Raw genomic sequence first — 22,393 nt, 5'->3', positions numbered from 1 at the left:
ACTTTACATCATTAACCGAGTTGCTTAGCAACTTCTTCAGCCAAATCAGTTACTTTCTTTTCAATACCATCGCCCACTTGGTAGCGAACAAATGATTTAACAGAGCCATTATTTGACGCAACAAATTGCGCAACTGTTTGGTCACTATTTTTAACAAAAGCTTGATCTAATAATGAAATTTCTGCCAAGAACTTCTTAATACGTCCTTCAACCATCTTTTCTTTAATATTATCAGGCTTTCCAGCTAAGTCTTCAGATGCACTTTGAACAGCTTTTTCTTTAGCAACAACTTCAGCTGGTACGTCATTATCTGAAACATATTGTGGTGCAATAGCGGCAATATGCATAGCAATATCTTTGGCAACTTCTTCTGAACCACCTTCAATAACAACTAGTGATGAAATTGAGCCAGCCAAATGAGAATAGGCACCAAAAGTTTCAGTATCTGACTTTTCAACAACTGTAAAACGACGCAAAGTAATTTTTTCACCAGTAATTTGTGTTGTACCAATGATTTTGTCGTTCAATGTTTGACCTTCACCAACTTCTAAAGCTAATGCTGCTTCAACATCTACAGGTGAAAATTCAACAATTGTATTTGCCACGGCCTTTAATAAATCGTTAAATTCCGCGTTACCAGCAACGAAGTCCGTTTCTGAATTCAATTCAATAATAGCGGCCTTGTTACCCTTAACAGCAACATAAGTCATACCTTCAGCGGCGATACGGTCACCCTTTTTCGCTGCCTTAGCCATGCCTTTTTCACGAAGCAAGTCGATAGCCTTATCCAAGTCACCATCAGATTCAACCAAAGCTTTTTTTGCATCCATCATACCAACAGACGTCTTATCACGTAATTCTTTCACTTGTGCAGCAGTAATTGCCATTGTATTGCTCCTCTAAAAATATTTATGATTTTATTATAACATGCTTTTTATATGTTTCGGGCAAATAAAAATGCCATTCCGCATCCCAAACAGGTCTGCAGGAACGGCATTCGTTACTTAAATATTAGTTATTGCCTTCTTCAACGATATTAGCAATTTCTTCAATTGATTCAGTATTTTCATCACCAGCTACAAATGCATCTTCAGGTGCTGAATCTTGACCCTGACGACCTTCAATAATAGCATCTGCCATCTTAGCAGTAATCAAACGAACAGCACGGATAGCATCATCGTTAGCAGGAATCTTAACATCTACTACTTCAGGGTTAGCATTTGTATCGATCATAGCCACAACGGGAATGTTCAACATATTTGCTTCCTTAACAGCGATTTCTTCCTTCTTAGGATCAACAACAAACAATACATCTGGCAAGCCAGGCATATCTTTGATACCACCCAAGAACTTATTTAACTTTTCGCGTTGCTTGTTTAACAAAACAACTTCTTTTTTAGGTAATTGTTCGAATGTGCCATCTTCGGCCATTGCTTCCAAATCCTTTAAACGTTGAATACGTGTCTTAATTGTATTCCAGTTAGTCAAAGTTCCACCTAACCAACGGTGGTTGATGAAATATTGACCAGCACGTGTTGCTTCTTCAGCGATAGCATCTGAAGCTTGCTTTTTAGTACCAACAAACAAAAAGTTAGCATCATCAGTTGAAGCATTGCGTATGAAGTTATAGGCTTCATCAACAAGTTTTACCGTCTTTTGTAAATCGATGATGTGAATACCATTACGTTCTGTAAAGATATATTCATCCATCTTTGGGTCCCAACGACGTGTTTGGTGACCGAAATGTACTCCTGCTTCGAGAAGTTCTTTCATTGAAATAACTGCCATGATATGTTCTCCTAGGTTTTTCCGCCGACAAATTCGACATTCACAATGACATTTCTGCACCTATGTGAACTCGTTTGCCGTGTGTATTTATTGCTAATTGCAACAGCTATAATTATACGAGATTATCATACATATTGCAAGTTACTATTGCCAAATTCTTTTATCAACATTATTTTGACTTAAAAATTGTTCTTTTTTTTGTCGTGTTAATTTTTTAAACGCTGCTTCTGCACGTAGTGCTTCACTTTTTGAATCAAATTGTGCTTCATAAATTAATTGCAGCGGATGTCTTGATTTAACCCGTGTGAACTTTGCACCTTTACGTGCAGCATGTGTCTCAAATCGACGTTGCACGTTATCAGTGAACCCAGCATAAAAATAGCCATCAGCTGTATATAAAACATAAAAAAAATAAGGTTTCGTTGTTACCATACGGGACCATACAAAATATCTTGTACCTGCGCTGTGTATTCGTTAGACTGTTCATAGGCAACAATTGGCGGCATCACACGAACACCACCTGGACGACCTGACTTGATTGCTTCGATAAGTACCATATTAGCCTCGCGATTCGCTTTTCCATAAACAAATTGAATACGCTTAATCATTAATTTTCGTGCAGCGAAAGCAGAAAAAATATCAGTCAGTCGTTCAGGTCTATGTACCATATAAAATTTACCATTGTTTTTCAGTAATTTATTAGCCACTTGCGCCAAACCTGGCAAATCAATTGTTAGCTCATGTCGTGCAAGCTCATAATGCTCGTCATGATTCGTTTTAGTTGTTTCATGTAATGGAAAATAAGGTGGATTAGACAACACCGTTTCTACCGAGCCCGGCCGAATGTCATCAAAAATTGCTTTCATATCTGAACGTAAAACATTCACACGCATTTCTAAGTTATTCATGGCGATGCTCCGCACTGCCATATCAGCTAATTCGGGCTGAATTTCAACTAATGTGACAGGCCCCGCTACTTTGGGCGCGTAAAATAATCCTACAGCGCCTGTTCCAGCTCCTAAATCAACTGTCAGGCCCTGTCCCTTACCTTTCACACCAGCAAAATGTGCTAAAAGTATCGCATCCAGTGAATATGAAAACATATCTGGATTTTGGATAATATTAATATTTTGAGAAGGCAACCCATCAATACGCTCACCTTCTTTAAGAATTACTTCATTCATTGTGTTTTTCTCGCTTTATCGTGTAAAATAGTTAGGGTAGTTTATGAGGTGAATAAAATGAAATTTTATGATTTCCTACGCGTTATCGCTGTAGGCATTATATGGTCAATCAATGGTCGTATCAAATATATGAATCGTGATCGTATTCCTGTTGACGACAACTATATTTTGGTTGGGCCACATCGTACATGGTGGGATCCGGTTTGGTATGCGATTGCTGCCTATCCCAAGCATTTTATATTTATGGCTAAAATTGAACTTTTCAAGTTTCCGCCATTAGCTTGGCTAGTCAAATCTGCCGGTGCTTTTCCCGTAGACAGAGAAAACGTTGGTCCCAGTGTCATCAAAATACCGGTTGACGAATTAAAAAACGGCAAACGCTCTTTAATTATGTTCCCGTCTGGTTCTCGTCACAGTGACGAATTAAAATCAGGATCATTATTAATAGCAAAAATGTCTGGTAAAGTAATTGTACCTACAGTTTATCAAGGTCCTGTTACTTTTGGTCAGTTATTTAAAAGAAATAATACTGTTATTAATTTTGGTGATCCTATCATAATCGATCGTAAAGACAGATTAAACAAAGACAATATCGCAAAATATACACAAATGATTCAAGATGCCTTTGATCAACTAGATTACGAAGTCAATCCTGATTGGGTCTATACAGATCCAAAACGTGAAAAAAAATAAGCCACTGGCTTATTTTTTTTGCGCTTGTTCGCTTTGTTGCTTCATTTGAGCCATCATCTGATTTAATTTCTTTTGTGATGGCTTTTGACCCATTGACATCATCATTGACTTCATCATTTCTTCTGAAATAGGTGGGTTCTTTGCTAAATAACTCTTCATTGAGTTGCGCGCTAAGAAAAATCCGCCTGCCAATCCGATAACCAAGGCCAAAACTGCAATCAAGATAACGTATCCGATACCTATATTCATAGCATTCCCCTTAATAAATTTCTAAAATTAATTATAGCATAAAGAACAAATGTATGACGTCCAATTTTAACGCTAATACTAAGACATACTTTTTAATACAATTATCCACAGCTTTTCTCATGAATTTGACGGAAAATTAAAGATTTAATAAACATTATCATTTGATAACTTATTAAAATATAAAAAACGAACAAATGTTTGATTTATGACTTATATTTAGTTACAATTAAACTATAATAAATTGAGTAGTATTAAGGACTTAAACCCACCATGACAATTAAAATTCAAGAAAGTAAACAATTACAAGTTTTACGATTTATTCACGATGCCCAAGTAACAAATGGTTATCCACCAACAGTTCGTGAAGTTGGTGAAGCGGTTGGCTTGTCTTCATCATCCACAATTCACGGTCATATTGAACGATTAGTTAAAAAAGGATACCTTTTAAAGGACGCATCTAAACCACGGGCACGTGCTATTGAAGTCACGGATTCAGGCTTAGAAGCATTAGGTGTGGCTACTACACCAGGCCGTATTCCTGTATTAGGACTTGTAACAGCAGGTACACCTATTCTAGCTGTTGAAGAAGAAGCAACTGAATTTTTTCCAATTCCAGATAATTTAATGCAATTTGATGGTGATATGTTCATGTTAAATGTGCGGGGGAATTCTATGGTCAATATTGGCATCTTGGATGGCGATAAGGTTATCGTCCGTAAACAAGATAATGCTGATAACGGCGATGTTGTTGTTGCAATGAACGATGACAATGAAGCAACAGTTAAACGATTTTTTCGAGAGTCAGATCATTTTCGACTACAGCCAGAAAATGATGCAATGGCACCAATTATTCTCAAGAATGTTACCATTTTGGGCAAAGTTATTGGTCTGTATCGAGATGCAATTTATTAAAGCATAAAAGCAGCTCCGGATAAAAATCCGGAGCTGCTTTTATGCTTTAATCTACAGTGACCATTGCGTTGGATTCTCCTGCCATTCTTGCAATGTTGATACTTGCGATATATTCAAATCTCCTCGTTGAATCGCTGCATCTATCAACTGAGAATATGTAGTTAACGACTTGAAAGTCAACTGTGCTTGCTTAAAATTTAAAACACCAGCTGGTAATTCATATGAAAAAATCGAGACAACGCCCAATACATCAGCGCCTTCCTTCCGAATTGCTTCAACGGCGCCTAGCACTGAACCTCCAGTTGAAATAAGATCATCGATAAGTACAACCTTTTTATTGACAATATCTGCACCTTCCGTCTGGCGTCCTGCACCATGGTCTTTAGGTTTAGATCGCACATAAATCATCGGCTTATCTAATTTTTCAGCAACCCATGCAGCATGAGGAATACCAGCTGTGGCAACCCCACCAATAATTTCAACCTCACCATATTCAGATTGAATTAACTCAGATAAGCCGTTATAGATATTTTTACGAACTTTTGGATGGCCAATTGTCATGCGATTATCCGTATAAATAGGGCTTTTAATTCCTGATGCCCAAGTAAAAGGTGAATCAGGCGAAAACTTAACTGCTCCAATTGCTAATAAATCGTTAGCTACTTTTTTTGCATAGTCTGACATTTAATTACCCCATTCTGTTAAAATACGTTGGTATGCTTGTACTGGGTTATCAGATTTTGTAATTGATCGTCCAACAACCAATCCGGTTGCTCCCATTTGTTTTGCCTTTAAAGGCGTTGTAATACGCGCTTGATCATCAGCCGAATCACCTGTCAACCGAATACCTGGTGTTACACGTAAAAATGTATCATTAATCTTTTGCCGTATTAGTTCGGCTTCTTGTGCTGAACTAATAGTACCATCAATGCCAGTTTGGTAAGCTATGTCAGCTAAATGAAGTACACTTTCTTGCATGGTAGCCGTAGTAAGCTGTGTTTTTTGTATATCTATTTCTGAAAATGAAGTTAGCTGCGTTACTGCAAGCAATTTCATCTTTTGTCCCTTATTTTTAACGGCTTGCTGTAACATAACTGAACCACCAATTGCGTGCACAGTTAAGTATTGCACATCTAATTTTGCAATACTAGCAACTGCATGCCCAACAGTTGTGGGAATATCATATAATTTTAGATCTAAGAATATTGTAAAACCTTGTTTACGCAGTTCACGAACAAAATCTGCACCTTCTGAATAATATAATTCCATGCCAACTTTTAAAGCAGGCTTTTCCGACAAGTCATTAAACTTCTCTAAAAAAGACATTGTTGTTTTTGCATCAGGAAAATCTAAAGCTATAAATACTGGTCTTGACATAATAATCCTCTCTACTTTATAACAGCAATAACGACTACTTTTTAAATGTTTGGGTAACCTCGTCAACATTTTCAAAATTATAATTATCTAAAGCATCTGGTAGTGCATTGATGATATTTAACATAGTGTTTGGCTCATGAGCTAATGCCTCGCCAACTTGCACAGCACTCGCACCAGCCATCAGGAGTTCTAAGGCATCTTCTATTGTATTAATGCCACCAACACCAATGATTGGAATATCAACTGTTTGAGCGGCCTCATAAACAAATCGAACAGCAATTGGATGAACTGCACGACCAGACATACCACCAACACCACGAACCAAGTGGGGTCGCCGTTTCTCTAAGTCTAGGCTCATCCCCATAACTGTATTAATCAGTACAATGCCATCCGCACCAGCTTGTGCCACTGCTTTGGCAATGGGTTTGATGTCACTAACATTTGGTGACAACTTCGCGTAGATTGGTAGTGTTGTTGCCAAACGGATTGCCGAAATGACTTCTGAAGCTAACTGCGCATCAACGCCAAAAGCAATACCGCCACGATCAACATTTGGACACGATAAATTTATTTCTAGCGCTGTCACATAATCTACACGCGTTAATAATCGAGCTAATTCAACATATTCCTGTACAGTTTCACCAGCTATTGAAACCATCACAGGAAAACCAGATCCATACTTGTTATGAATAGCCGGCAAAAAATCGGACAATACTTTTTCAATGCCTGGGTTCGACAAACCAACGGAGTTAAGACGACCACTTGGTGTGTCAACTATCCACGGTTGTGGATTACCAGCACGTGATGACATCGTCACAGTTTTTGTAACTAATGCCCCTGCTTTTTCTATACTATAACCTGCTTCATCCAGCCCAAAGTAAACAGATCCTGATGAATTCATCACTGGGTTTTTCAAATTTAAACCCGGTAAGTTAACTGCTAGGCGGTTTTTTGTTTTCATTTTTTCTCCTAATTTATCTCACTGGACAATTTTATTAGCATGAACATAGAATAATAAATGTGATAAATCTTACTTCATCTCATTTACAGTAAAGCTTCGACTTTCAAGAACATCCAAGAAAGCATTAACAGTATCTAATGCTGTAAATAATGGTACCGCATTTTCAATTGCAGCATTACGAATTAAGCGACCATCTGACTCCGCACGATCATCTGCTTGTGTTGTATTGATTACAACTTGTAACTTTTGCAAACGCAGTGCTTCCACGGAGTTATTATTTGATTCAGAAATTTTATCTAAAATTTCAACAGACATGTCTTGTGACTCAAAATATGCACCAGTGCCCGATGTAGCAAATAATGCAAAGCCTAGATCACTGAAACGTTTTGCCAAAATTAGCGCTTCATCCTTATCATCATCGGCTACTGTGAATAATACATTGCCATACTCAGGTACTTTAATATTTGAAGCGACGAAAGCTTTATAAAGTGCTTTGGGTAACGTTGTATCTGACCCCATAACCTCACCTGTTGATTTCATCTCGGGACCAAGCAGTGAGTCAACGTCGGGTAGCTTTGTAAATGAGAAGATAGGTGCCTTAACATGCACCATATCATCTGCAGGTACAAGTCCTGTCTCAAATCCCATGTCTGCTAATTTTTCACCTAACATCACACGCGTAGCTAATTGCGCTAATGGCAGATGTGTCACCTTAGAAATAAATGGTACTGTACGCGATGCACGTGGATTTACTTCAATGACATAGGCCGTATTTTCATGAATGACAAACTGCACATTCATCAAACCAACAGTGTGCATGGCCTGCGCCAAACTAATAGCTGCTTGTGTCATTTCATCTTGCACTTTTTGTGACAAATATTGTGGTGGATACACAGACATTGAGTCTCCTGAATGAACACCTGCTCGCTCAATATGTTCCATTATTCCAGGAATCACTGCAGTATGTCCATCTGATAACACATCGACTTCTGCTTCTTGTCCCACCAAATATGAGTCAATTAATACAGGATGATCATTTGATACTTTAACAGCTCGTTGCATGTAATCCTTCAACTCGTCATCTGAGGCAACAATTTCCATAGCACGTCCACCAAGAACATAAGATGGGCGAATTAAGACAGGATAGCCTACCTCTTGTGCAGCTGCTAATGCACCCTCAACTGTTGTTGCAGTTCGGCCAAGAGGTTGTGGTAGCTGTAATTGCTTAATAACTTGATCAAATGCTTCACGGTCTTCTGCACGATTCAAATCTTCAACAGTCGTACCTAGTATATGAACGCCATTTTCGACTAAAGGTTGTGCTAAATTAATTGCTGTTTGACCACCAAATTGCACAACAATGCCAATGGGTTGCTCTAAATCAACCACATTTAAAACATCTTCTAAAGTCAATGGCTCAAAATACAACTTATCAGAAATTGAAAAATCAGTTGAAACTGTCTCAGGATTTGAGTTCATAATAATCGCCTCATAACCTGCTCTTTGAATCGCTTTTACAGCATGAACGGTAGCATAATCAAATTCGACACCTTGCCCAATACGAATTGGACCTGATCCTAACACAATAACTGATTTTTTATCAGATTTTTTGGATTCATTTTCGCGTTCGTAGGTAGCATAATAATATGGTGTTTGTGACTCAAATTCAGCAGCAACTGTATCTACCATTTTATAAACTGGCAGAATTTTAGAACGTTTTCTTAACGCGCGAACATCAGCAGTCGTTTGTTGCCAAATATTAGCAATTGTTTCATCAGCGAAACCATTCTTTTTAGCATATGTTAGATAATCTATTTCCCCGACGTGTTGTGCCAATGCTTTTTCAATTTCGATAATGTGAAGTAATTTATCTAAAAAGAATTCATCAATCAAAGTTTTATCGTGGATGGTTTCTATCGTTACCCCTCGGCGTAACAAGTCAGCAATCATGAATAAACGATCATCTCGAGCAGGCATTAAGGCTTGTAGTAATTCCTCATTGGACATCTCATCAAAAGTGATATCATCTAAACCAATGGCGCCGATTTCCAATGATCGCACAGCCTTCAGCAATGCTTCTTCCATGTTACGACCGATTGCCATTACCTCCCCCGTCGCCTTCATTTGTGTTCCTAAATGGCGGTCCGCTGTGGCAAATTTATCAAAAGGCCAACGTGGTATCTTAAAGACAACATAATCCAATGCGGGTTCAAATTCAGCCTTAGTCGTTCCAGTTACTGGATTAATAATTTCGTCTAGGGTCAAACCAACAGCAATTTTTGCTGCCATTTTAGCAATCGGATATCCTGTTGCTTTGGATGCCAAAGCAGAGGATCGAGAGACTCGCGGATTCACTTCAATAATATAATACTTATATGATTCTGGATCTAACGCCATTTGAATATTAACACCACCCTCAATTTTCAAGGCACGTATTATTTTCAAGGCAGCATCGCGCATCATCTGAACTTCACGATCTGATAAAGTTTGTACAGGTGCAGTAACAATTGAGTCCCCAGTATGGATTCCTACTGGGTCAAAGTTTTCCATCGATGCAACCACTAATGCATTATCATGTGCATCGCGCATCACTTCAAACTCTATTTCCTTATACCCTGCAATTGAACGTTCAATTAACACTTGTGTTACTGGAGACAAATCTAAGCCGTTCGTTGCAATTTCAATCAATTCTGCATGCGTTTCAGCGATACCACCACCAGTTCCACCCAGCGTATAGGCAGGTCGGACAATTACAGGATAGCCATGTGTATCAGCAAAATCTAAAGCTTCAGACAAAGTTGTTGCAATTCGTGACTCTGGCACTGGTTCATCTAAACGCTCCATGAGAGATTTGAATTCTTCACGATCCTCAGCCTCTTCAATAGCTGACAATTTAGTTCCTAACAATTCAATGTTTAAGTCATCTAAAATGCCCGCCTCAGATAGATCTTTAGCCATGTTTAAACCAGTTTGTCCACCTAGCGTTGGTAAAATAGCATCTGGTCTTTCTTTACGCAAAATGCGTTCAATAAAACTGATTGATAGTGGCTCAATATAAACTTTATCGGCAATTTCAGCATCTGTCATAATTGTCGCTGGATTAGAATTAACTAAAATGACATAATAGCCTTCTTCTTTTAAACTGAGTGCTGCTTGTGTGCCAGAATAATCAAATTCCGCTGCTTGTCCAATAATAATCGGACCTGAACCAATCACTAATATTTTTTTGATGTCACTACGTTTAGGCATTTTGTGTTGTCTCCTTTTTTGAGTCTGCAACCATATTCAAAAAGTCATCAAATAGGTACTCAGCATCATGTGGTCCAGGCGCTGCATCTGGATGAAATTGTACAGAGAAGGCATGATGATTCTTTAATCGTACACCTTCAACAGTATGATCATTAATTTCTTCATGCGTTACAACTAAGGATGTTTGTGACAAACTGTCACGATCCACAGCATAACCATGATTTTGTGATGTAAAGTCTAATCGTTCTTTTGACAAATGACGTACAGCGTGATTAAAACCACGATGACCAAATTTTAATTTGTACGTTTTTGCGCCATTAGCTATAGCAAATAGTTGATGACCTAAGCAAATACCCATGAGTGGCAACTTTTCTTGCAATGTTTGTATTGTGGGAATAGCGTACGCCGCATCTTGTGGATTACCTGGACCGTTAGATAACAAAATACCATCAGGATTAGCTGCCAAAATTGTCTCAGCATCAACATTTGCAGGAAATACCATAACGTTTACACCACGTTTTGCTAGTGATCGTAAAATAGAATTTTTGAGACCAAAATCTATTAATGCAATTGAAACACCATCCGTAGGATTTTGATATTGTGTTTTTGTAGTTGCATTGATAACCATATCTTTTGAAGGTTCAAAGTTTTTAATGTCATCAATAATGCCATCAGTTACTTCACTCACTATAGCAGCCTTCATAACCCCATTATCACGTAATTCACGTGTTAATTCACGGGTGTCAACGCCTGTTATACCTGGCATGTTAGTGCGTTCAGCCCATTCTCCTAAACTCATCATTTTACGCCAGTTACTTGGCCGACGTGCTAATTCGTGAACAATAATTGCAGAAGCAGCTGGTCTCAAACTTTCAAAATCATCACGATTAATGCCGTAATTTCCAATGAGTGGATAAGTAAAGACAATCATTTCCCCACGGTAAGACAAATCTGTAATTGATTCTTGATAACCTGACATTCCCGTATTAAAAACTAGTTCTGCCATAACGTCCGTATCAGATCCGAAAGACTCCCCTTCATATACCGAACCATTTTCAAGTACTAAGTAGCGTTTTTTCATGTCTCATTATCCTCATTCATGTATTATAGTTCAAAGTTATTGGTATATACTATTACGCCATCAACCCAAGTTGCGATCGTTTGACCATAAATTTGCCACCCAATAAACGGCGTGTTTTTTCCTTTTGATTCGAAATCCTCAGTAGCAATGGTGACGGTGTGATCTAAATCAAACAGTGCCAAATCCGCTGTATTCCCTGATTTAATCACTTTAGGTGCATTAAGATGGAAAGCTGTTATTGGTGCAGTAATCATACGATCCAAGAGCGTTTCTAGTGTCATGATACCTGATTTAACTAAATGTGTGTAAAGCAATTGAAAACTAGTTTCAATGCCCGTAATTCCAAATGGCGCTTCTACAAATGATTTGCTTTTTTCATCTAATCCGTGTGGTGCGTGATCCGTTGCAATCATGTCAATCGTACCATCCAATAGACCTGCAACAACCGCTTGCCGATCCGCTTGTGATCGCAATGGTGGATTCATTTTATACAAAGCATTGTCATTGGTAATGTCCGTATCTGCAAGTAATATATGGTGTGGCGAGACCTCAGCTGTAACATTTATGCCTTGCTGTTTTGCAATCCTAACTAATTCAACTGATGTCTTTGTAGAAATATGAGCTACATGATAATGTACGCCTGTTGCCTTGGCTAATACCAAATCACGAGCGAGCTGCGAGCTTTCCGCCAAACCAGTAATTCCTGGTAAATTTAATTTTTCAGATTGCTTGCCAGCATTCATAACACCGTGATGTAATAAACTATCATCTTCTAAGTGAGCAGCCAATGGTTTGTCAACTTTAGCTGCCGCAATCATTGCTTGAAGCATAGTATCTGCTGTTTGCACACCTTTGCCATCGTTACTAAATGCAACTGCTCCAGCTTCTGACATGCCTACAATATCTGAAATATTTTGATGTGTTAAGTTTGCTGAAATTGCGCCATATTGTGCAATATGTATATTACTACTTTTATTGTTTAATTTAATTTGTGATGCGACACGCGCCGCAGTGTCAGGAACCGGATTAAGATTTGGCATTGCCAAAACTGTAGTAAAGCCACCGTGCGCGGCCGCTTTTGAACCCGTTTCAATTGTCTCTTTATAATTAAAACCTGGTTCTCTAAAGTGGACATGTACATCAACAAGGCCACTGGATAAAAATGCACCTTTAGCATCAAAAATATCGGCATCTTCTTGAGTAACATTTTCAGCTACTTGAATAATTTTTTTTGCTTCAATTAACACATCACGTTTGACCAGATTGCCATGTTCCAGAATCTTGGCGTTTTTAATCAGTTGCATTATCTGCCTCCATTACGTATTCTAGTATTGCCATTCGGGCAAAAACACCATTAGTTATTTGCTCAAAAATCCTTGATTTATCTGATTCCACAAGTTCATCAGCGATTTCTACATCTCGATTGACTGGTGCAGGATGCATGATAATGGCATGCTCTTTTAATTGTTCATAACGGGCTATATTAAGCCCATATTGTTCATGATATTGCCTAGCTAAAAATGTTTGATTTTCAGTTTGAGTGATGCGTTCGTGCTGTACGCGCAGAAACATGACAACATCAAGTTGAGACCAGTCCTGATCAATTCCGACAAATTCACCAAACTGTTCAAAATCTTTTGGACGCCAACTTTCTGGCCCTGAAAACGTCATCTTTGCCCCTAAGTTTTTTAATACCTCTGCATTTGATCTTGCTACTCGAGAGTGTTTGAGATCACCGACAATTCTAATGTTCAAGCCACTAAAATGTCCAAATTGTTCATAAATAGTGACTAAGTCTAACAAACTTTGTGAAGGGTGTTGGCCACTACCATCTCCAGCATTTACAAGTTGAGGTATCGCATGCCCCTCTAAGTTCAAAACATCATCATACCAACTCGTTACACTATGCCTTATCACTGCAATATCAACTCCAATTGCCTTCAAGGTTTTTAGCGTATCAATCAAACTCTCACCTTTTGACATTGAGCTGCTTTGTGGATCTATTTTAATTTGTTGCAATCCCAATTTGTTTTCTGCCATTTGGAAACTACTATGCGTGCGGGTAGAATTTTCAAAAAATAAATTACTGACCGTCAAACTCTTGTAGTTAGGTTTAGCACCTGCCTTAAGCTCTAACGCCCGCTGAATTAATTCTAGCACATCAATTTTGTTGAGTGCATTTATATTCAAAAAATGTCGCATAATACTCCTTTATATACAAAAAACCGCGAAGTCAGATGACTTACGCGGTTCTAGAAAATTATGGTTAAAGTATAGACTTTAACTCAGAGTATCTAAAGGCCTTGCAAGTCTCTCTGGACTTAATTAAAGGTTTTTATCGTTTCTCATATACTATCATTTTTTTTTTAACTATGCAACGTTTACTTTGCATAGAACTTCTTATTTTGTCCATTAATATTTTGTTTGGCTTCTTGATTAGAGCTCCAAAATGGGACAATCACTTTACCAGTAACATGTTTTTTATCAACAAATCCGAAGTATCGACCATCATTAGATACTGAGCGATGATCCCCCATGACAAAATATTCACCGGCTGGTACTTTGGTTTGGTTACGATCCTTTTTTTGCCATTGATTAGTCGATGATAAACTTTTCAATGACCAATCATTTCCAAAAGACATTTCTGTTCCTTGTGTCCGCTCATTGATACCAATATAGTCTTGATTGATGATTTTATCATTAACATACAAATTAGAATTTTTATACGATACTGTATCACCTGGCATACCAATAATACGCTTAACGTAATCTTTTTCACCGGCTCTAATTCGAGGATCCTCATGTTTTGCATTAAAAACAATAACATCACCATGCTGATACTTTGAAATTTTACTGAGAACAACAAGTTCCTTATTTTGTAAATTGGGTGCCATTGACGAGCCATTCACTAATACAAATGAAAATAGGAAGGTACGAACCAAGGTCACTGCAATAAAAGCCACTACGACTGGCAATACCCATTCTTTTAGAAACTGAATAAATTTATTCTGCATAAGATTTCTTTCTTTTACGTGATATAATTCATCAAAACAGTTGTTTCAACACTTAATTTCGCAATTTTGCGTAAGAATCGGCAACCGGTTTAGTAATAATATCGTTTAACTCTGTCAACAATGTGTTCAACGCTTGTTCGGCTGTCAAAAGGACTGTAATTAATTCATTTTTCTGAACTTCAGCAGCGATTGCATCCCATTCTTTTTCCTGTTCAGGCTTTGGCTGCTGTTGAGATTGCATCATTTGTTGTACTGCAATTTGGATTTCTTGAAATTGACCAAACAGGTTTTTAGCTGTCTCATCATTTTGAATATTATCAAAAGCTGCTTGCCAAGCTGTATATTGTTGTGTTTCCTTAAGCACATTGCTCATCTCGTTGGCATTATCGTAAATATTAACTGTCATGTTTTTTTCCTCTGTTTTCTTTTTCTATACTACTTTTTAATCTGTAAATACTAATTACCACCAAACAATCCTTTAACTGTCTGCCAAGTTTTATTAGCGCCCTTTACGACACTATTAACACCGTTTGAGAAATCAGAACCTATATTTGACCAGTCAAAAGGCTTGTTCGACGTTTTAACACTTTCGTTAGGATTAGTTACAGTGAAATCAGTGCCTGGCGTATTAGGCAAAATTTGCTCTAATGATGTTTTCACCAATGGTCCCATTGTCGCTGTTAGACCAAGTGGTAAACTATTGTTTTCACTTTTTGAATCTAGTCCCATCCACGTGGCTTGCACAACATCTTTTGTATAGGCTAATGCCCAGGAATCTTTTGATGATTGCGTATTAGCTGTATCATTAGGATTTTCCGTTGTACCAGTTTTACCAGCAATGGTAAAGCCAACGGGTGCTGCACCTAGTCCCGTACCATTTGTATAAGTGCCTAACATCATACGCGTCATGTTATCTGCGACACGAGAGCTAATAACACGTTTTTGCTTGGCTTTAGGACGACTAACAATGACTTTTCCCGTTGCATCCACAATTTTCGTGATAAAATGTGAATCACTCATCACACCATCGTTAGCAAAGGCTGTGTATGCTTGCGCCATTTGTATAGGTGAAACACCTGAAGTTAGACCACCTAAAGCTAAAGCCAAATTTTTATCTTTGCTTGACAAGGGTAAACCAAACTTTTCAGCACTAGCATATCCAGCATTGACACCAATTTTGTTTAATAAGTAAACGGCTGGCACATTATATGAGTGTTCTAAAGCAGCGTACATAGGTACATTGTCAGTTTCCACGTTCAAAGCATTGTGAACCTCCCAGTCGTTGGTACCAAACGTACGTGTCGTATTCGGTAAACTCGTATCAATACTATAACCGCGTTCCAAGGCCGGCGCATAAACGGCAATTGGTTTAATTGCAGATCCTGGTGACAATTTTGATTGTGTTGCAAAATTAAAGCCACGGAAAGTGTGACTCTGTTCACGACCGCCAACTAATGCCCGTACCCCACCTGTTTTAGCATTTAGTACCACGCTGGCTGCTTGTGCATCCGTGTTATAGTTAAACATCGCACTATCATTAAAGTCTTGTTGTAAATTAGTTTGATCCTGTTGATTTAACGTGGTGTATATCTTATATCCTCGGTTCATAACATCAGACTCTGATAAACCATATGTTTTAATCGCTTCACTGATAACGGCATCAAAAAACCAAGGATACTGATACTTATTGGAACTATCATAAGTATCATTTAAAATCATCGGTGCAGCTTGCGCTACCTTTAGTTGGGATTCTGATAGACGTTTAGTTTCAACCATCGTACCCAATACGACGTTTCGACGGATTTTCGAGGTTTTGGGATGATCAATTGGATTATATAATGTTGGATTGGGTAGCATTGCAGTTAACGTTGCAGCCTGTGATGTTGTTAATTCACTAGCATGAACACCAAAATATTTTTGCGCTGCATCTTCAACACCCCAAACGCCATGACCAAACCAGGCATTATTCAAATACATTGTGAGAATTTGATTTTTGGTGTAATCTTGCTCAACTTGCATGGATAAAAAAATTTCTTTAGCTTTACGTGTTATTGTTTGCTCTTGTGTTAAATAAGCATTCTTAACAAGCTGCTGTGTTAAGGTTGAACCCCCTCCAGCAATTGCAGATGAACCTAACAACTTATTTCGGAGATTCAGAACTGCTGAACGCATAATGCCTTTTACTGAAAAACCATATTCATGATAAAAATTACGATCCTCACTAGAAATTACAGCATCTCTCATGTTCTGAGATATTTTGCTATACTTCACGTACGTCCCTTTTTGTGAATACAATTCTCCAGCTTTTGCACCAGAATCATCATAAACTGTAGGTGTTTGAGCTAGTGTTGCTTGTAAGCTCTTGACGTGAGCCGTTTTAGCTAAACCAACTAAATAAACACTCATAAATAAAAATACGGTCAAAAAAATAACAATCACTAAGCGACCAATTTGCCATCGTTTTGCGATAGGGCCTAATTTTTCACGAATATTTTTAAAGATACTTTTCAACCAATTCATAGACTACCCTATCAATGCTGACCAACGTTTTGTTAACGCTTCTGCACTCGCTTCATCTGGACTCGCCACGTAAATTGTATCAAACCCAGCTAATGTTGCAATAACTTCTGGTAAATTAGCATCATCAATAATTCCTGCAACAGCATTGCCACTAGAATCAGTTGTTTTAATAATCGTCATAAATTGCACACGTTGTACGGTAACTGCGTATTCTATAATCGCAGCATCAATTGCATTTTTTGTGGTAACTAATTCTGGTGACTGAACTGGCTCTTTTAGTTGTTGATAACGTAAATCACCATTCATGTCTTTAATCCGCACAATTCCAAGTGCTCTAATATCACGAGAAACAGTTGTTTGTGTCGTCTCAATCTGATGTTTTAAAAGTTCTTCAAGCAAATCTTCTTGACTAGCAATTGGTGTATTTTGAATAATATCAAGAATCAATTCTTGACGTTGTTGTTTTGAAATCATATATTTCTCCTAATTGAAGAATTGCCATATTCAAATTTTATACAGTAATCGTGTTGCATACTTCAACATTACATTTCTTCTGGTGATTGAACACCTAACAAACGTAAACTTTCAGTTAAAACAATTGTCACTGATTTGACAAGACCCAAACGTGCATTTAAATGTGCATCATCTGTCAAAATCTTTGAATTTGCATAATATTTGTTAAAGGCGCGAGCTAAATTAAGTGAGTATTTAGCGATAATGCTAGCTTCACGTTGTTGCCATGCGCGTTGAACAGTACTTGGAAAGGCATTCAGCGTCGTAATAATATCCCATGTGTCATTATCATCTAGGACTAAATAATTTCCTATTACGTCGTGATTTGATTTACGCAAAATTGATTTGGCACGCGCGTTAGTGTATTGTACATAAGGTCCTGTATCACCTTCAAAACGTACCACTTCTTCCAAATTAAAATCAAAATTATTTGTGCGATCATTCATGAGATCATGGAACACAACCGCACCAGCGCCAACTTGTTCCGCAACAACATCTTTATTACCAAGTGCTGGATTTTTTTCTTGAATTTGTTTTAACGCCAAATCATGCGCATCGTCCAAAACATCTTTTAGCAAGACAACATCGCCCTTACGTGTTGACATTTTCTTACCATTAAATGTAATTAAACCAAATGAGATATGCTCAACATCTGTTGCCCAGTCAAATCCCATCAGTGACAAAACACTTTTCATTTGCACAAAGTGCTCGCGCTGTTCACCACCAACTACATACAAAGATTTTGAAAAATCATACGTCTCTTTACGATAAATAGCCGCTGCTAAATCTCGCGTCATATATAATGTTGCGCCATCTGAACGTTTAATCATAGCTGGTGTTAGATTAGGATTAACATCAGATAAATCAACAATTTGAGCCCCTTGTGAAGTTACCAATAATTCTTTTTCTTTCAAGATATCAATAACTTTATCCATTTTATCATTATAAAAGGCTTCGCCATTAAATGAATCAAATTCAATATTCAAACGTTCATAAATTGTTGTGAATTCATTTAAAGATTCTTCACGGAACCATTGCCACAATTCATGTGCTTCTAAATCACCATCTTCTAGTTTCTTAAACCAAGCGCGCCCTTCATCGTTTAGCGTCTCATCAATACTAGCCTTTTCATGAAACTCAACATAGTAGCGTAAAAGCGTTGCAATTGGGTCTGCTTTAACTTCATCCTCTGATCCCCACGTTTTATACGCGTAAATCAACTTACCAAACTGTGTTCCCCAATCACCTAAATGGTTAATTTTAACAGGAACATAGCCATTTTTTTGAGTAATGTTAGCCAAAGCATTCCCAATAACCGTCGATCGTAAATGGCCCATAGACATCGGCTTTGCAATATTTGGTGAAGACATATCGATTGTAACATTATGACCATCACCATCTGTATTTCTACCAAAATCAGATTCTTCTTTAAGAATTGTACTTAAAACTGTCCGCGTTGTTTCATTTTTATCTAAGAAAAAGTTTACATATGGACCTGTGGCAACTATTTTTTCAAATTTGGTTTGATCAATTTTTGAAACAATATCTGTTGCTATTTTTTGTGGTGCTTGATGTAATAACTTTGCTAATGAAAATGTTGGGAAAGCTACGTCACCTAAATCTGATGATTTTGGTGACTCAAGTTTCTCTGAAATTTGTTCTGGCGTTAAATCAGGCAACACATGTGCCAGTGTTAAAACGATTAATTCATTATTTACCATATTTCCTATACCTTTTCTGACTATCATTATACCTTACTTTGATTAATTGAATAAAAAAATCGCCCCTTGTCACAAAATAACAAGAGACGAGCTATCACCCGCGGTACCACTCTAATAGCTTTCGCCACTCTATATAATATTGTAAACTCCGAGTACGCGCTGTTTCATTCATCATCTGACTCTCACCTTCTCAGATTCGCTTAACATGAATTTTTGTGAAACTATTTACTCTTCAACGTCTTCATCAGCCTTTTCAGGCTTCGGTGCATGCTTAATCACTTCAACTTCATCCATTCGAACAACTGCTCGATGATTCATTTCATTAACTGCTGGTTGATCTGCAGGATCATTTTCAGTAATTTCAACTAATAATGCATTTTCATATACTTTTTCTACTTGTCCAGTAAATGGCTTTTCCAAATTACCATATGCTGGTGCAAGTAAAATGTCGCCAACGCTGTATTTTGAAGCCTTGCTTTCTTCTTCGTCTGCCATTTTTTTAGTATGCAAAGGTGTCTTTCGCCATCGCGATAACCTTAACACATTTCCTCCTGTAAACAATATCTAACATCTTACTCTATCACAAATAGTGCTTTATTTCAATGTTATAATCCGGGTTATAATTGCGCGCGCAATTTCTATTTTAGTTGTTTTTGGTAATGCTTCAGGTAATTGGTCTGGCACTAAAATTGTGACCGCATTGTCATCGGATGAAAAACCTGTATCAGAGTTACTAACATCATTTGTAATTAGCATGTCTGCATGCTTTTTAACAAGTTTATCTGTACCGTATGCTATCACTTCTTTTGTTTCTGCCGCAAATCCTACTACAATTTGATGATCCTTCTTCGAAAAACCAATTGTTTTCAAGATATCTGGATTCTGCACAAGTGTCAACTGTAATCCGCCATCCGCTTGTTTTTTAATTTTATGTTCAGCTAATTTAGCCGGTTTAAAATCAGAGACTGCTGCTGCCCCAATAAAAATATCAGCATCCGTAAACTCATGCGTTGCCACATCAAACATTTCTTGCGTTGAGCTGACAATAATTTTTTCAACACCAAAAATATTTTCTCGATCTATTGTTGTAACCAATTTAACTTCTGCACCTTTTTCAACAGCAGCTCGTGCCAATGCATAGCCCATTTTTCCACTAGAACGATTTGTCAAATAACGAACTGGATCTAAAGCTTCTTTTGTGCCACCAGCTGTGATGACCACCTTCTTACCAATTAACTGACCTTTTTTTGCCCTTAAACGAATATCAGCCTGTTGTAAAATATCGATTGGTTCAGGTAACCTACCAGATGCTTCATAGCCTTCAGCTAGATAACCAACAACTGGTTCAACAACTAACCAACCGTCTTGTTTAAGTATCTCTAAATTTCTTTCAACAGCTGGATTATGAAACATCACATCGTTCATCGCCGGAGCAATGACTTTGTCTGCAGATGATGCAATAATTGTTGCACTGACCGCGTCATCTGCTATGCCATTTGCTATTTTACCAATAATATTAGCAGTAGCTGGTACAACAAAAATAACATCTGCCCATCTCGCCCACTCAATATGTATCACTTGTGATGTGTGTCCAATAAATAAATCTGTTAACACATCTTGTCCAGATAAAATTGACAAGGTTTTGCTAGTAATAAATTCTTGTGCCGATGTAGTCATACCAACTCGAACCTGCGCACCAGATTTAATTAAAAGGCGTACAAGTGTCGTAGCCTTATAGGCTGCTATGCTTCCTGTAACCATTACTAAAACATTTTTTCCTTTAAACATCATTCCACCACAATTACAGATTTATTATGCTACTATCACGATAAGCAAATGTTATCTTAACAAAACAACTACAACATGAGCCACATTTGTTTTTTATAGATTAGCTCAATATTTTGATTATTTTGATCCTTTTTCAAGTAACTTTCCAACAACTGGTAGTTGACCTAATTGAGATACATCTTTTCCATCAACAACCACTAAGTTAGCTGCAGAACCAGCTAAGGTAGAGAAGGCATTAATTGACTGATTTTGAAAGTACTTATCATCGGCTCCAGCCAAACCAGCTTGAACAGTATCAATACGGTAACGTTCTGCATCAGCTCTTGTCTTAGTTGCATCAGCTTCAGCTTTTGCTGTAGCCATTAAGGCGTCATTAGTTGCTTTTGTTGTTAACTCAATGGATCGTGCCTGCCCCTCAGCTCTAGCAATTGTGGCAACACGTTCACGATCAGCTGTTAATTGTTTATCCATTGCTTCTTGAATGGACGCTGAAGGTCTTAGCTCATCAATATTAATACGGTCAACATTAATTCCATAGGTATTTGTCAAATCACCTATTGCTTCAGCCAATTGAACGTTTATTTTTGTCGTTGAACCTAAGGCCTCATTGAGTTCCATACGCCCAATAATATCACGTAAATGCCCACGCACCAATTGTGCCATCGATTCAACTGAATCAGTATTTTCATACATATACTTTATAGCATCTGTAACATGGTAATTCAATGTAACACTTGCTTTAATATCAGCATTATCTGCGGTAATGACTGAATAATCTGGCAAACGTAATGGTCTCATGGCCAAACTAACATTTCGAATTGTTTGAAAGAACGGTATGTAAAAGTGCAAACCAGCCTCTTTACGACGACTGTACTTACCCAACGTTTCAACTAATCCTGCATTATTTTGCGGTACAATTCTAAAAAAAAGCATATCATTCTCCCTTATTTGAACTAAAACAACTATTTATTTTAGTTCTCGCAATGTTAAAATATTTCCATTTGCTTCAATCACAACGTATTGTGCATCCGCTTTTGCAATGTCAGCATTATCAATTAAATATCGATAATATATACCTGACACTGACACTAATCGACTAGACAGGTCAAAATTTTCGCCCAATATCACTTGTCCAACAAATTGACGATCCTCAAAAGTTTTTGGCTGTATACCTGCCTCTAATATTTTTGTCAAGTAACTATTGAGAGAGCGCCCCTCTTTATCTGCCCGTTCAACAAGCATTTCATGTAATTCTGGTTTAATTCGCAAAGGAATTTTCCCCGATTTACTATTTGATACTATCTTTTTTTTCATATCTTAATGATATCATACTCCGTTCTAGG

23 protein-coding genes are annotated in these 22,393 nt (G+C 37.6%); 2 read left to right on the top strand and 21 right to left on the bottom strand.

Annotated elements, in window-relative coordinates; all coding sequences use genetic code 11:
• Window positions 1–11 precede the first annotated feature (11 nt).
• From tsf to K5Q13_RS01815, 4 genes are all read right to left on the bottom strand, one after another.
• Window positions 12–887: a translation elongation factor Ts gene (tsf, locus tag K5Q13_RS01830; RefSeq protein ID WP_220739274.1), complete on the bottom strand. Its 876-nt coding sequence runs from the start codon at window positions 885–887 to the stop codon at window positions 12–14.
• Window positions 888–1,011: 124 nt separating this feature from the next.
• Window positions 1,012–1,788 carry a 30S ribosomal protein S2 gene (gene rpsB, locus K5Q13_RS01825; protein ID WP_220739272.1) on the bottom strand — a complete coding sequence of 259 codons (777 nt, stop codon included), beginning with the start codon at window positions 1,786–1,788 and terminating at the stop codon, window positions 1,012–1,014.
• A 144-nt stretch (window positions 1,789–1,932) separates the two neighbouring features.
• Window positions 1,933–2,220, bottom strand: a complete 288-nt coding sequence (locus tag K5Q13_RS01820) for a GIY-YIG nuclease family protein (protein ID WP_220739269.1) — start codon at window positions 2,218–2,220, stop codon at window positions 1,933–1,935.
• Complete coding sequence (locus K5Q13_RS01815) at window positions 2,214–2,972, bottom strand: tRNA1(Val) (adenine(37)-N6)-methyltransferase (protein WP_220739267.1); 759 nt, start codon at window positions 2,970–2,972, stop codon at window positions 2,214–2,216. Before K5Q13_RS01815 ends, K5Q13_RS01820 begins: the two co-directional genes overlap by 7 nt.
• A 57-nt stretch (window positions 2,973–3,029) precedes the next feature.
• Here K5Q13_RS01815 and K5Q13_RS01810 point away from each other — a divergent pair, with 57 nt between their 5' ends.
• Window positions 3,030–3,665, top strand: coding sequence for a lysophospholipid acyltransferase family protein (locus tag K5Q13_RS01810; protein ID WP_220739265.1), 636 nt, complete (start codon window positions 3,030–3,032; stop codon window positions 3,663–3,665).
• Between the two features lie 9 nt (window positions 3,666–3,674).
• Here the strand turns inward: K5Q13_RS01810 and K5Q13_RS01805 are convergent, their stop codons facing one another.
• The gene (locus K5Q13_RS01805) at window positions 3,675–3,914 is read right to left on the bottom strand and encodes a YneF family protein (RefSeq protein ID WP_220739263.1); all 240 of its coding nucleotides are present in this window, start codon (window positions 3,912–3,914) and stop codon (window positions 3,675–3,677) included.
• 270 nt (window positions 3,915–4,184) lie between these two features.
• Between K5Q13_RS01805 and lexA the strand changes: the two genes are divergently transcribed.
• Window positions 4,185–4,826, top strand: a complete 642-nt coding sequence (gene lexA, locus K5Q13_RS01800; protein WP_220739261.1) for a transcriptional repressor LexA — start codon at window positions 4,185–4,187, stop codon at window positions 4,824–4,826.
• A 51-nt stretch (window positions 4,827–4,877) separates the two neighbouring features.
• Here lexA and pyrE read toward each other — a convergent pair whose 3' ends face one another.
• The 16 genes from pyrE to K5Q13_RS01720 all read right to left on the bottom strand — a co-directional run bounded on the left by pyrE (window position 4,878) and on the right by K5Q13_RS01720 (window position 22,364).
• Complete coding sequence (gene pyrE / locus K5Q13_RS01795; protein WP_220739259.1) at window positions 4,878–5,510, bottom strand: orotate phosphoribosyltransferase; 633 nt, start codon at window positions 5,508–5,510, stop codon at window positions 4,878–4,880.
• Complete coding sequence (pyrF, locus tag K5Q13_RS01790) at window positions 5,511–6,203, bottom strand: orotidine-5'-phosphate decarboxylase (RefSeq protein WP_220739257.1); 693 nt, start codon at window positions 6,201–6,203, stop codon at window positions 5,511–5,513.
• Between the two features lie 34 nt (window positions 6,204–6,237).
• A complete protein-coding gene (locus tag K5Q13_RS01785; protein ID WP_220739255.1) occupies window positions 6,238–7,164 on the bottom strand; it encodes a dihydroorotate dehydrogenase in 927 nt (308 codons plus the stop codon).
• 69 nt (window positions 7,165–7,233) lie between these two features.
• Window positions 7,234–10,413: a carbamoyl-phosphate synthase large subunit gene (gene carB, locus K5Q13_RS01780; RefSeq protein WP_220739253.1), complete on the bottom strand. Its 3,180-nt coding sequence runs from the start codon at window positions 10,411–10,413 to the stop codon at window positions 7,234–7,236.
• Window positions 10,406–11,494, bottom strand: a complete 1,089-nt coding sequence (locus K5Q13_RS01775; protein WP_220739251.1) for a carbamoyl phosphate synthase small subunit — start codon at window positions 11,492–11,494, stop codon at window positions 10,406–10,408. Before K5Q13_RS01775 ends, carB begins: the two co-directional genes overlap by 8 nt.
• Before the next feature lie 23 nt (window positions 11,495–11,517).
• Window positions 11,518–12,798: a dihydroorotase gene (gene pyrC / locus K5Q13_RS01770; RefSeq protein WP_220739249.1), complete on the bottom strand. Its 1,281-nt coding sequence runs from the start codon at window positions 12,796–12,798 to the stop codon at window positions 11,518–11,520.
• Window positions 12,785–13,696 carry an aspartate carbamoyltransferase catalytic subunit gene (locus K5Q13_RS01765; protein ID WP_220739247.1) on the bottom strand — a complete coding sequence of 304 codons (912 nt, stop codon included), beginning with the start codon at window positions 13,694–13,696 and terminating at the stop codon, window positions 12,785–12,787. The genes pyrC and K5Q13_RS01765 overlap by 14 nt, the downstream gene beginning before the upstream one ends.
• 179 nt (window positions 13,697–13,875) lie before the next feature.
• Window positions 13,876–14,508, bottom strand: coding sequence for a signal peptidase I (gene lepB / locus K5Q13_RS01760; protein ID WP_220739245.1), 633 nt, complete (start codon window positions 14,506–14,508; stop codon window positions 13,876–13,878).
• 52 nt (window positions 14,509–14,560) lie between these two features.
• Window positions 14,561–14,914: a YlbF family regulator gene (locus K5Q13_RS01755; protein ID WP_220739243.1), complete on the bottom strand. Its 354-nt coding sequence runs from the start codon at window positions 14,912–14,914 to the stop codon at window positions 14,561–14,563.
• A 50-nt stretch (window positions 14,915–14,964) separates the two neighbouring features.
• Window positions 14,965–17,028: a PBP1A family penicillin-binding protein gene (locus K5Q13_RS01750; protein WP_220739241.1), complete on the bottom strand. Its 2,064-nt coding sequence runs from the start codon at window positions 17,026–17,028 to the stop codon at window positions 14,965–14,967.
• 3 nt (window positions 17,029–17,031) lie between these two features.
• The gene (locus tag K5Q13_RS01745) at window positions 17,032–17,502 is read right to left on the bottom strand and encodes an arginine repressor (protein ID WP_220739239.1); all 471 of its coding nucleotides are present in this window, start codon (window positions 17,500–17,502) and stop codon (window positions 17,032–17,034) included.
• A gap of 68 nt (window positions 17,503–17,570) precedes the next feature.
• Entirely contained in the window at window positions 17,571–19,262 is a 1,692-nt protein-coding gene (gene argS / locus K5Q13_RS01740; protein ID WP_220739237.1) for an arginine--tRNA ligase, read from the bottom strand.
• A gap of 225 nt (window positions 19,263–19,487) precedes the next feature.
• Entirely contained in the window at window positions 19,488–19,757 is a 270-nt protein-coding gene (locus K5Q13_RS01735; RefSeq protein WP_220739529.1) for a hypothetical protein, read from the bottom strand.
• A 99-nt stretch (window positions 19,758–19,856) separates the two neighbouring features.
• Window positions 19,857–21,050 (bottom strand): bifunctional phosphopantothenoylcysteine decarboxylase/phosphopantothenate--cysteine ligase CoaBC, encoded by a 1,194-nt coding sequence (gene coaBC / locus K5Q13_RS01730; RefSeq protein ID WP_220739235.1) that lies wholly within the window; start codon window positions 21,048–21,050, stop codon window positions 19,857–19,859.
• Window positions 21,051–21,167: 117 nt separating this feature from the next.
• Window positions 21,168–21,983: an SPFH domain-containing protein gene (locus tag K5Q13_RS01725; protein ID WP_220739233.1), complete on the bottom strand. Its 816-nt coding sequence runs from the start codon at window positions 21,981–21,983 to the stop codon at window positions 21,168–21,170.
• A gap of 33 nt (window positions 21,984–22,016) precedes the next feature.
• Window positions 22,017–22,364 (bottom strand): toxin-antitoxin system HicB family antitoxin, encoded by a 348-nt coding sequence (locus K5Q13_RS01720; protein ID WP_220739231.1) that lies wholly within the window; start codon window positions 22,362–22,364, stop codon window positions 22,017–22,019.
• Window positions 22,365–22,393 lie beyond the last annotated feature (29 nt).

This window comes from Leuconostoc miyukkimchii, from assembly GCF_019656055.1.
Lineage (GTDB): Bacteria > Bacillota > Bacilli > Lactobacillales > Lactobacillaceae > Leuconostoc > Leuconostoc miyukkimchii.
Note: the sequence above shows the minus strand (reverse complement) of the source record. Positions and strands in the feature narration are given on the sequence as shown.

Excerpts from the sequence above, each read along its gene's own strand:
- tsf (WP_220739274.1), bottom strand. The coding sequence starts at position 887 with ATGGCAATTACTGCTGCACAAGTGAAAGAATTACGTGATAAGACGTCT.
- rpsB (WP_220739272.1), bottom strand. The coding sequence starts at position 1,788 with ATGGCAGTTATTTCAATGAAAGAACTTCTCGAAGCAGGAGTACATTTC.
- K5Q13_RS01820 (WP_220739269.1), bottom strand. The coding sequence starts at position 2,220 with ATGGTAACAACGAAACCTTATTTTTTTTATGTTTTATATACAGCTGAT.
- K5Q13_RS01815 (WP_220739267.1), bottom strand. The coding sequence starts at position 2,972 with ATGAATGAAGTAATTCTTAAAGAAGGTGAGCGTATTGATGGGTTGCCT.
- K5Q13_RS01810 (WP_220739265.1), top strand. The coding sequence starts at position 3,030 with ATGAAATTTTATGATTTCCTACGCGTTATCGCTGTAGGCATTATATGG.
- K5Q13_RS01805 (WP_220739263.1), bottom strand. The coding sequence starts at position 3,914 with ATGAATATAGGTATCGGATACGTTATCTTGATTGCAGTTTTGGCCTTG.
- lexA (WP_220739261.1), top strand. The coding sequence starts at position 4,185 with ATGACAATTAAAATTCAAGAAAGTAAACAATTACAAGTTTTACGATTT.
- pyrE (WP_220739259.1), bottom strand. The coding sequence starts at position 5,510 with ATGTCAGACTATGCAAAAAAAGTAGCTAACGATTTATTAGCAATTGGA.
- pyrF (WP_220739257.1), bottom strand. The coding sequence starts at position 6,203 with ATGTCAAGACCAGTATTTATAGCTTTAGATTTTCCTGATGCAAAAACA.
- K5Q13_RS01785 (WP_220739255.1), bottom strand. The coding sequence starts at position 7,164 with ATGAAAACAAAAAACCGCCTAGCAGTTAACTTACCGGGTTTAAATTTG.
- carB (WP_220739253.1), bottom strand. The coding sequence starts at position 10,413 with ATGCCTAAACGTAGTGACATCAAAAAAATATTAGTGATTGGTTCAGGT.
- K5Q13_RS01775 (WP_220739251.1), bottom strand. The coding sequence starts at position 11,494 with ATGAAAAAACGCTACTTAGTACTTGAAAATGGTTCGGTATATGAAGGG.
- pyrC (WP_220739249.1), bottom strand. The coding sequence starts at position 12,798 with ATGCAACTGATTAAAAACGCCAAGATTCTGGAACATGGCAATCTGGTC.
- K5Q13_RS01765 (WP_220739247.1), bottom strand. The coding sequence starts at position 13,696 with ATGCGACATTTTTTGAATATAAATGCACTCAACAAAATTGATGTGCTA.
- lepB (WP_220739245.1), bottom strand. The coding sequence starts at position 14,508 with ATGCAGAATAAATTTATTCAGTTTCTAAAAGAATGGGTATTGCCAGTC.
- K5Q13_RS01755 (WP_220739243.1), bottom strand. The coding sequence starts at position 14,914 with ATGACAGTTAATATTTACGATAATGCCAACGAGATGAGCAATGTGCTT.
- K5Q13_RS01750 (WP_220739241.1), bottom strand. The coding sequence starts at position 17,028 with ATGAATTGGTTGAAAAGTATCTTTAAAAATATTCGTGAAAAATTAGGC.
- K5Q13_RS01745 (WP_220739239.1), bottom strand. The coding sequence starts at position 17,502 with ATGATTTCAAAACAACAACGTCAAGAATTGATTCTTGATATTATTCAA.
- argS (WP_220739237.1), bottom strand. The coding sequence starts at position 19,262 with ATGGTAAATAATGAATTAATCGTTTTAACACTGGCACATGTGTTGCCT.
- K5Q13_RS01735 (WP_220739529.1), bottom strand. The coding sequence starts at position 19,757 with ATGGCAGACGAAGAAGAAAGCAAGGCTTCAAAATACAGCGTTGGCGAC.
- coaBC (WP_220739235.1), bottom strand. The coding sequence starts at position 21,050 with ATGTTTAAAGGAAAAAATGTTTTAGTAATGGTTACAGGAAGCATAGCA.
- K5Q13_RS01725 (WP_220739233.1), bottom strand. The coding sequence starts at position 21,983 with ATGCTTTTTTTTAGAATTGTACCGCAAAATAATGCAGGATTAGTTGAA.
- K5Q13_RS01720 (WP_220739231.1), bottom strand. The coding sequence starts at position 22,364 with ATGAAAAAAAAGATAGTATCAAATAGTAAATCGGGGAAAATTCCTTTG.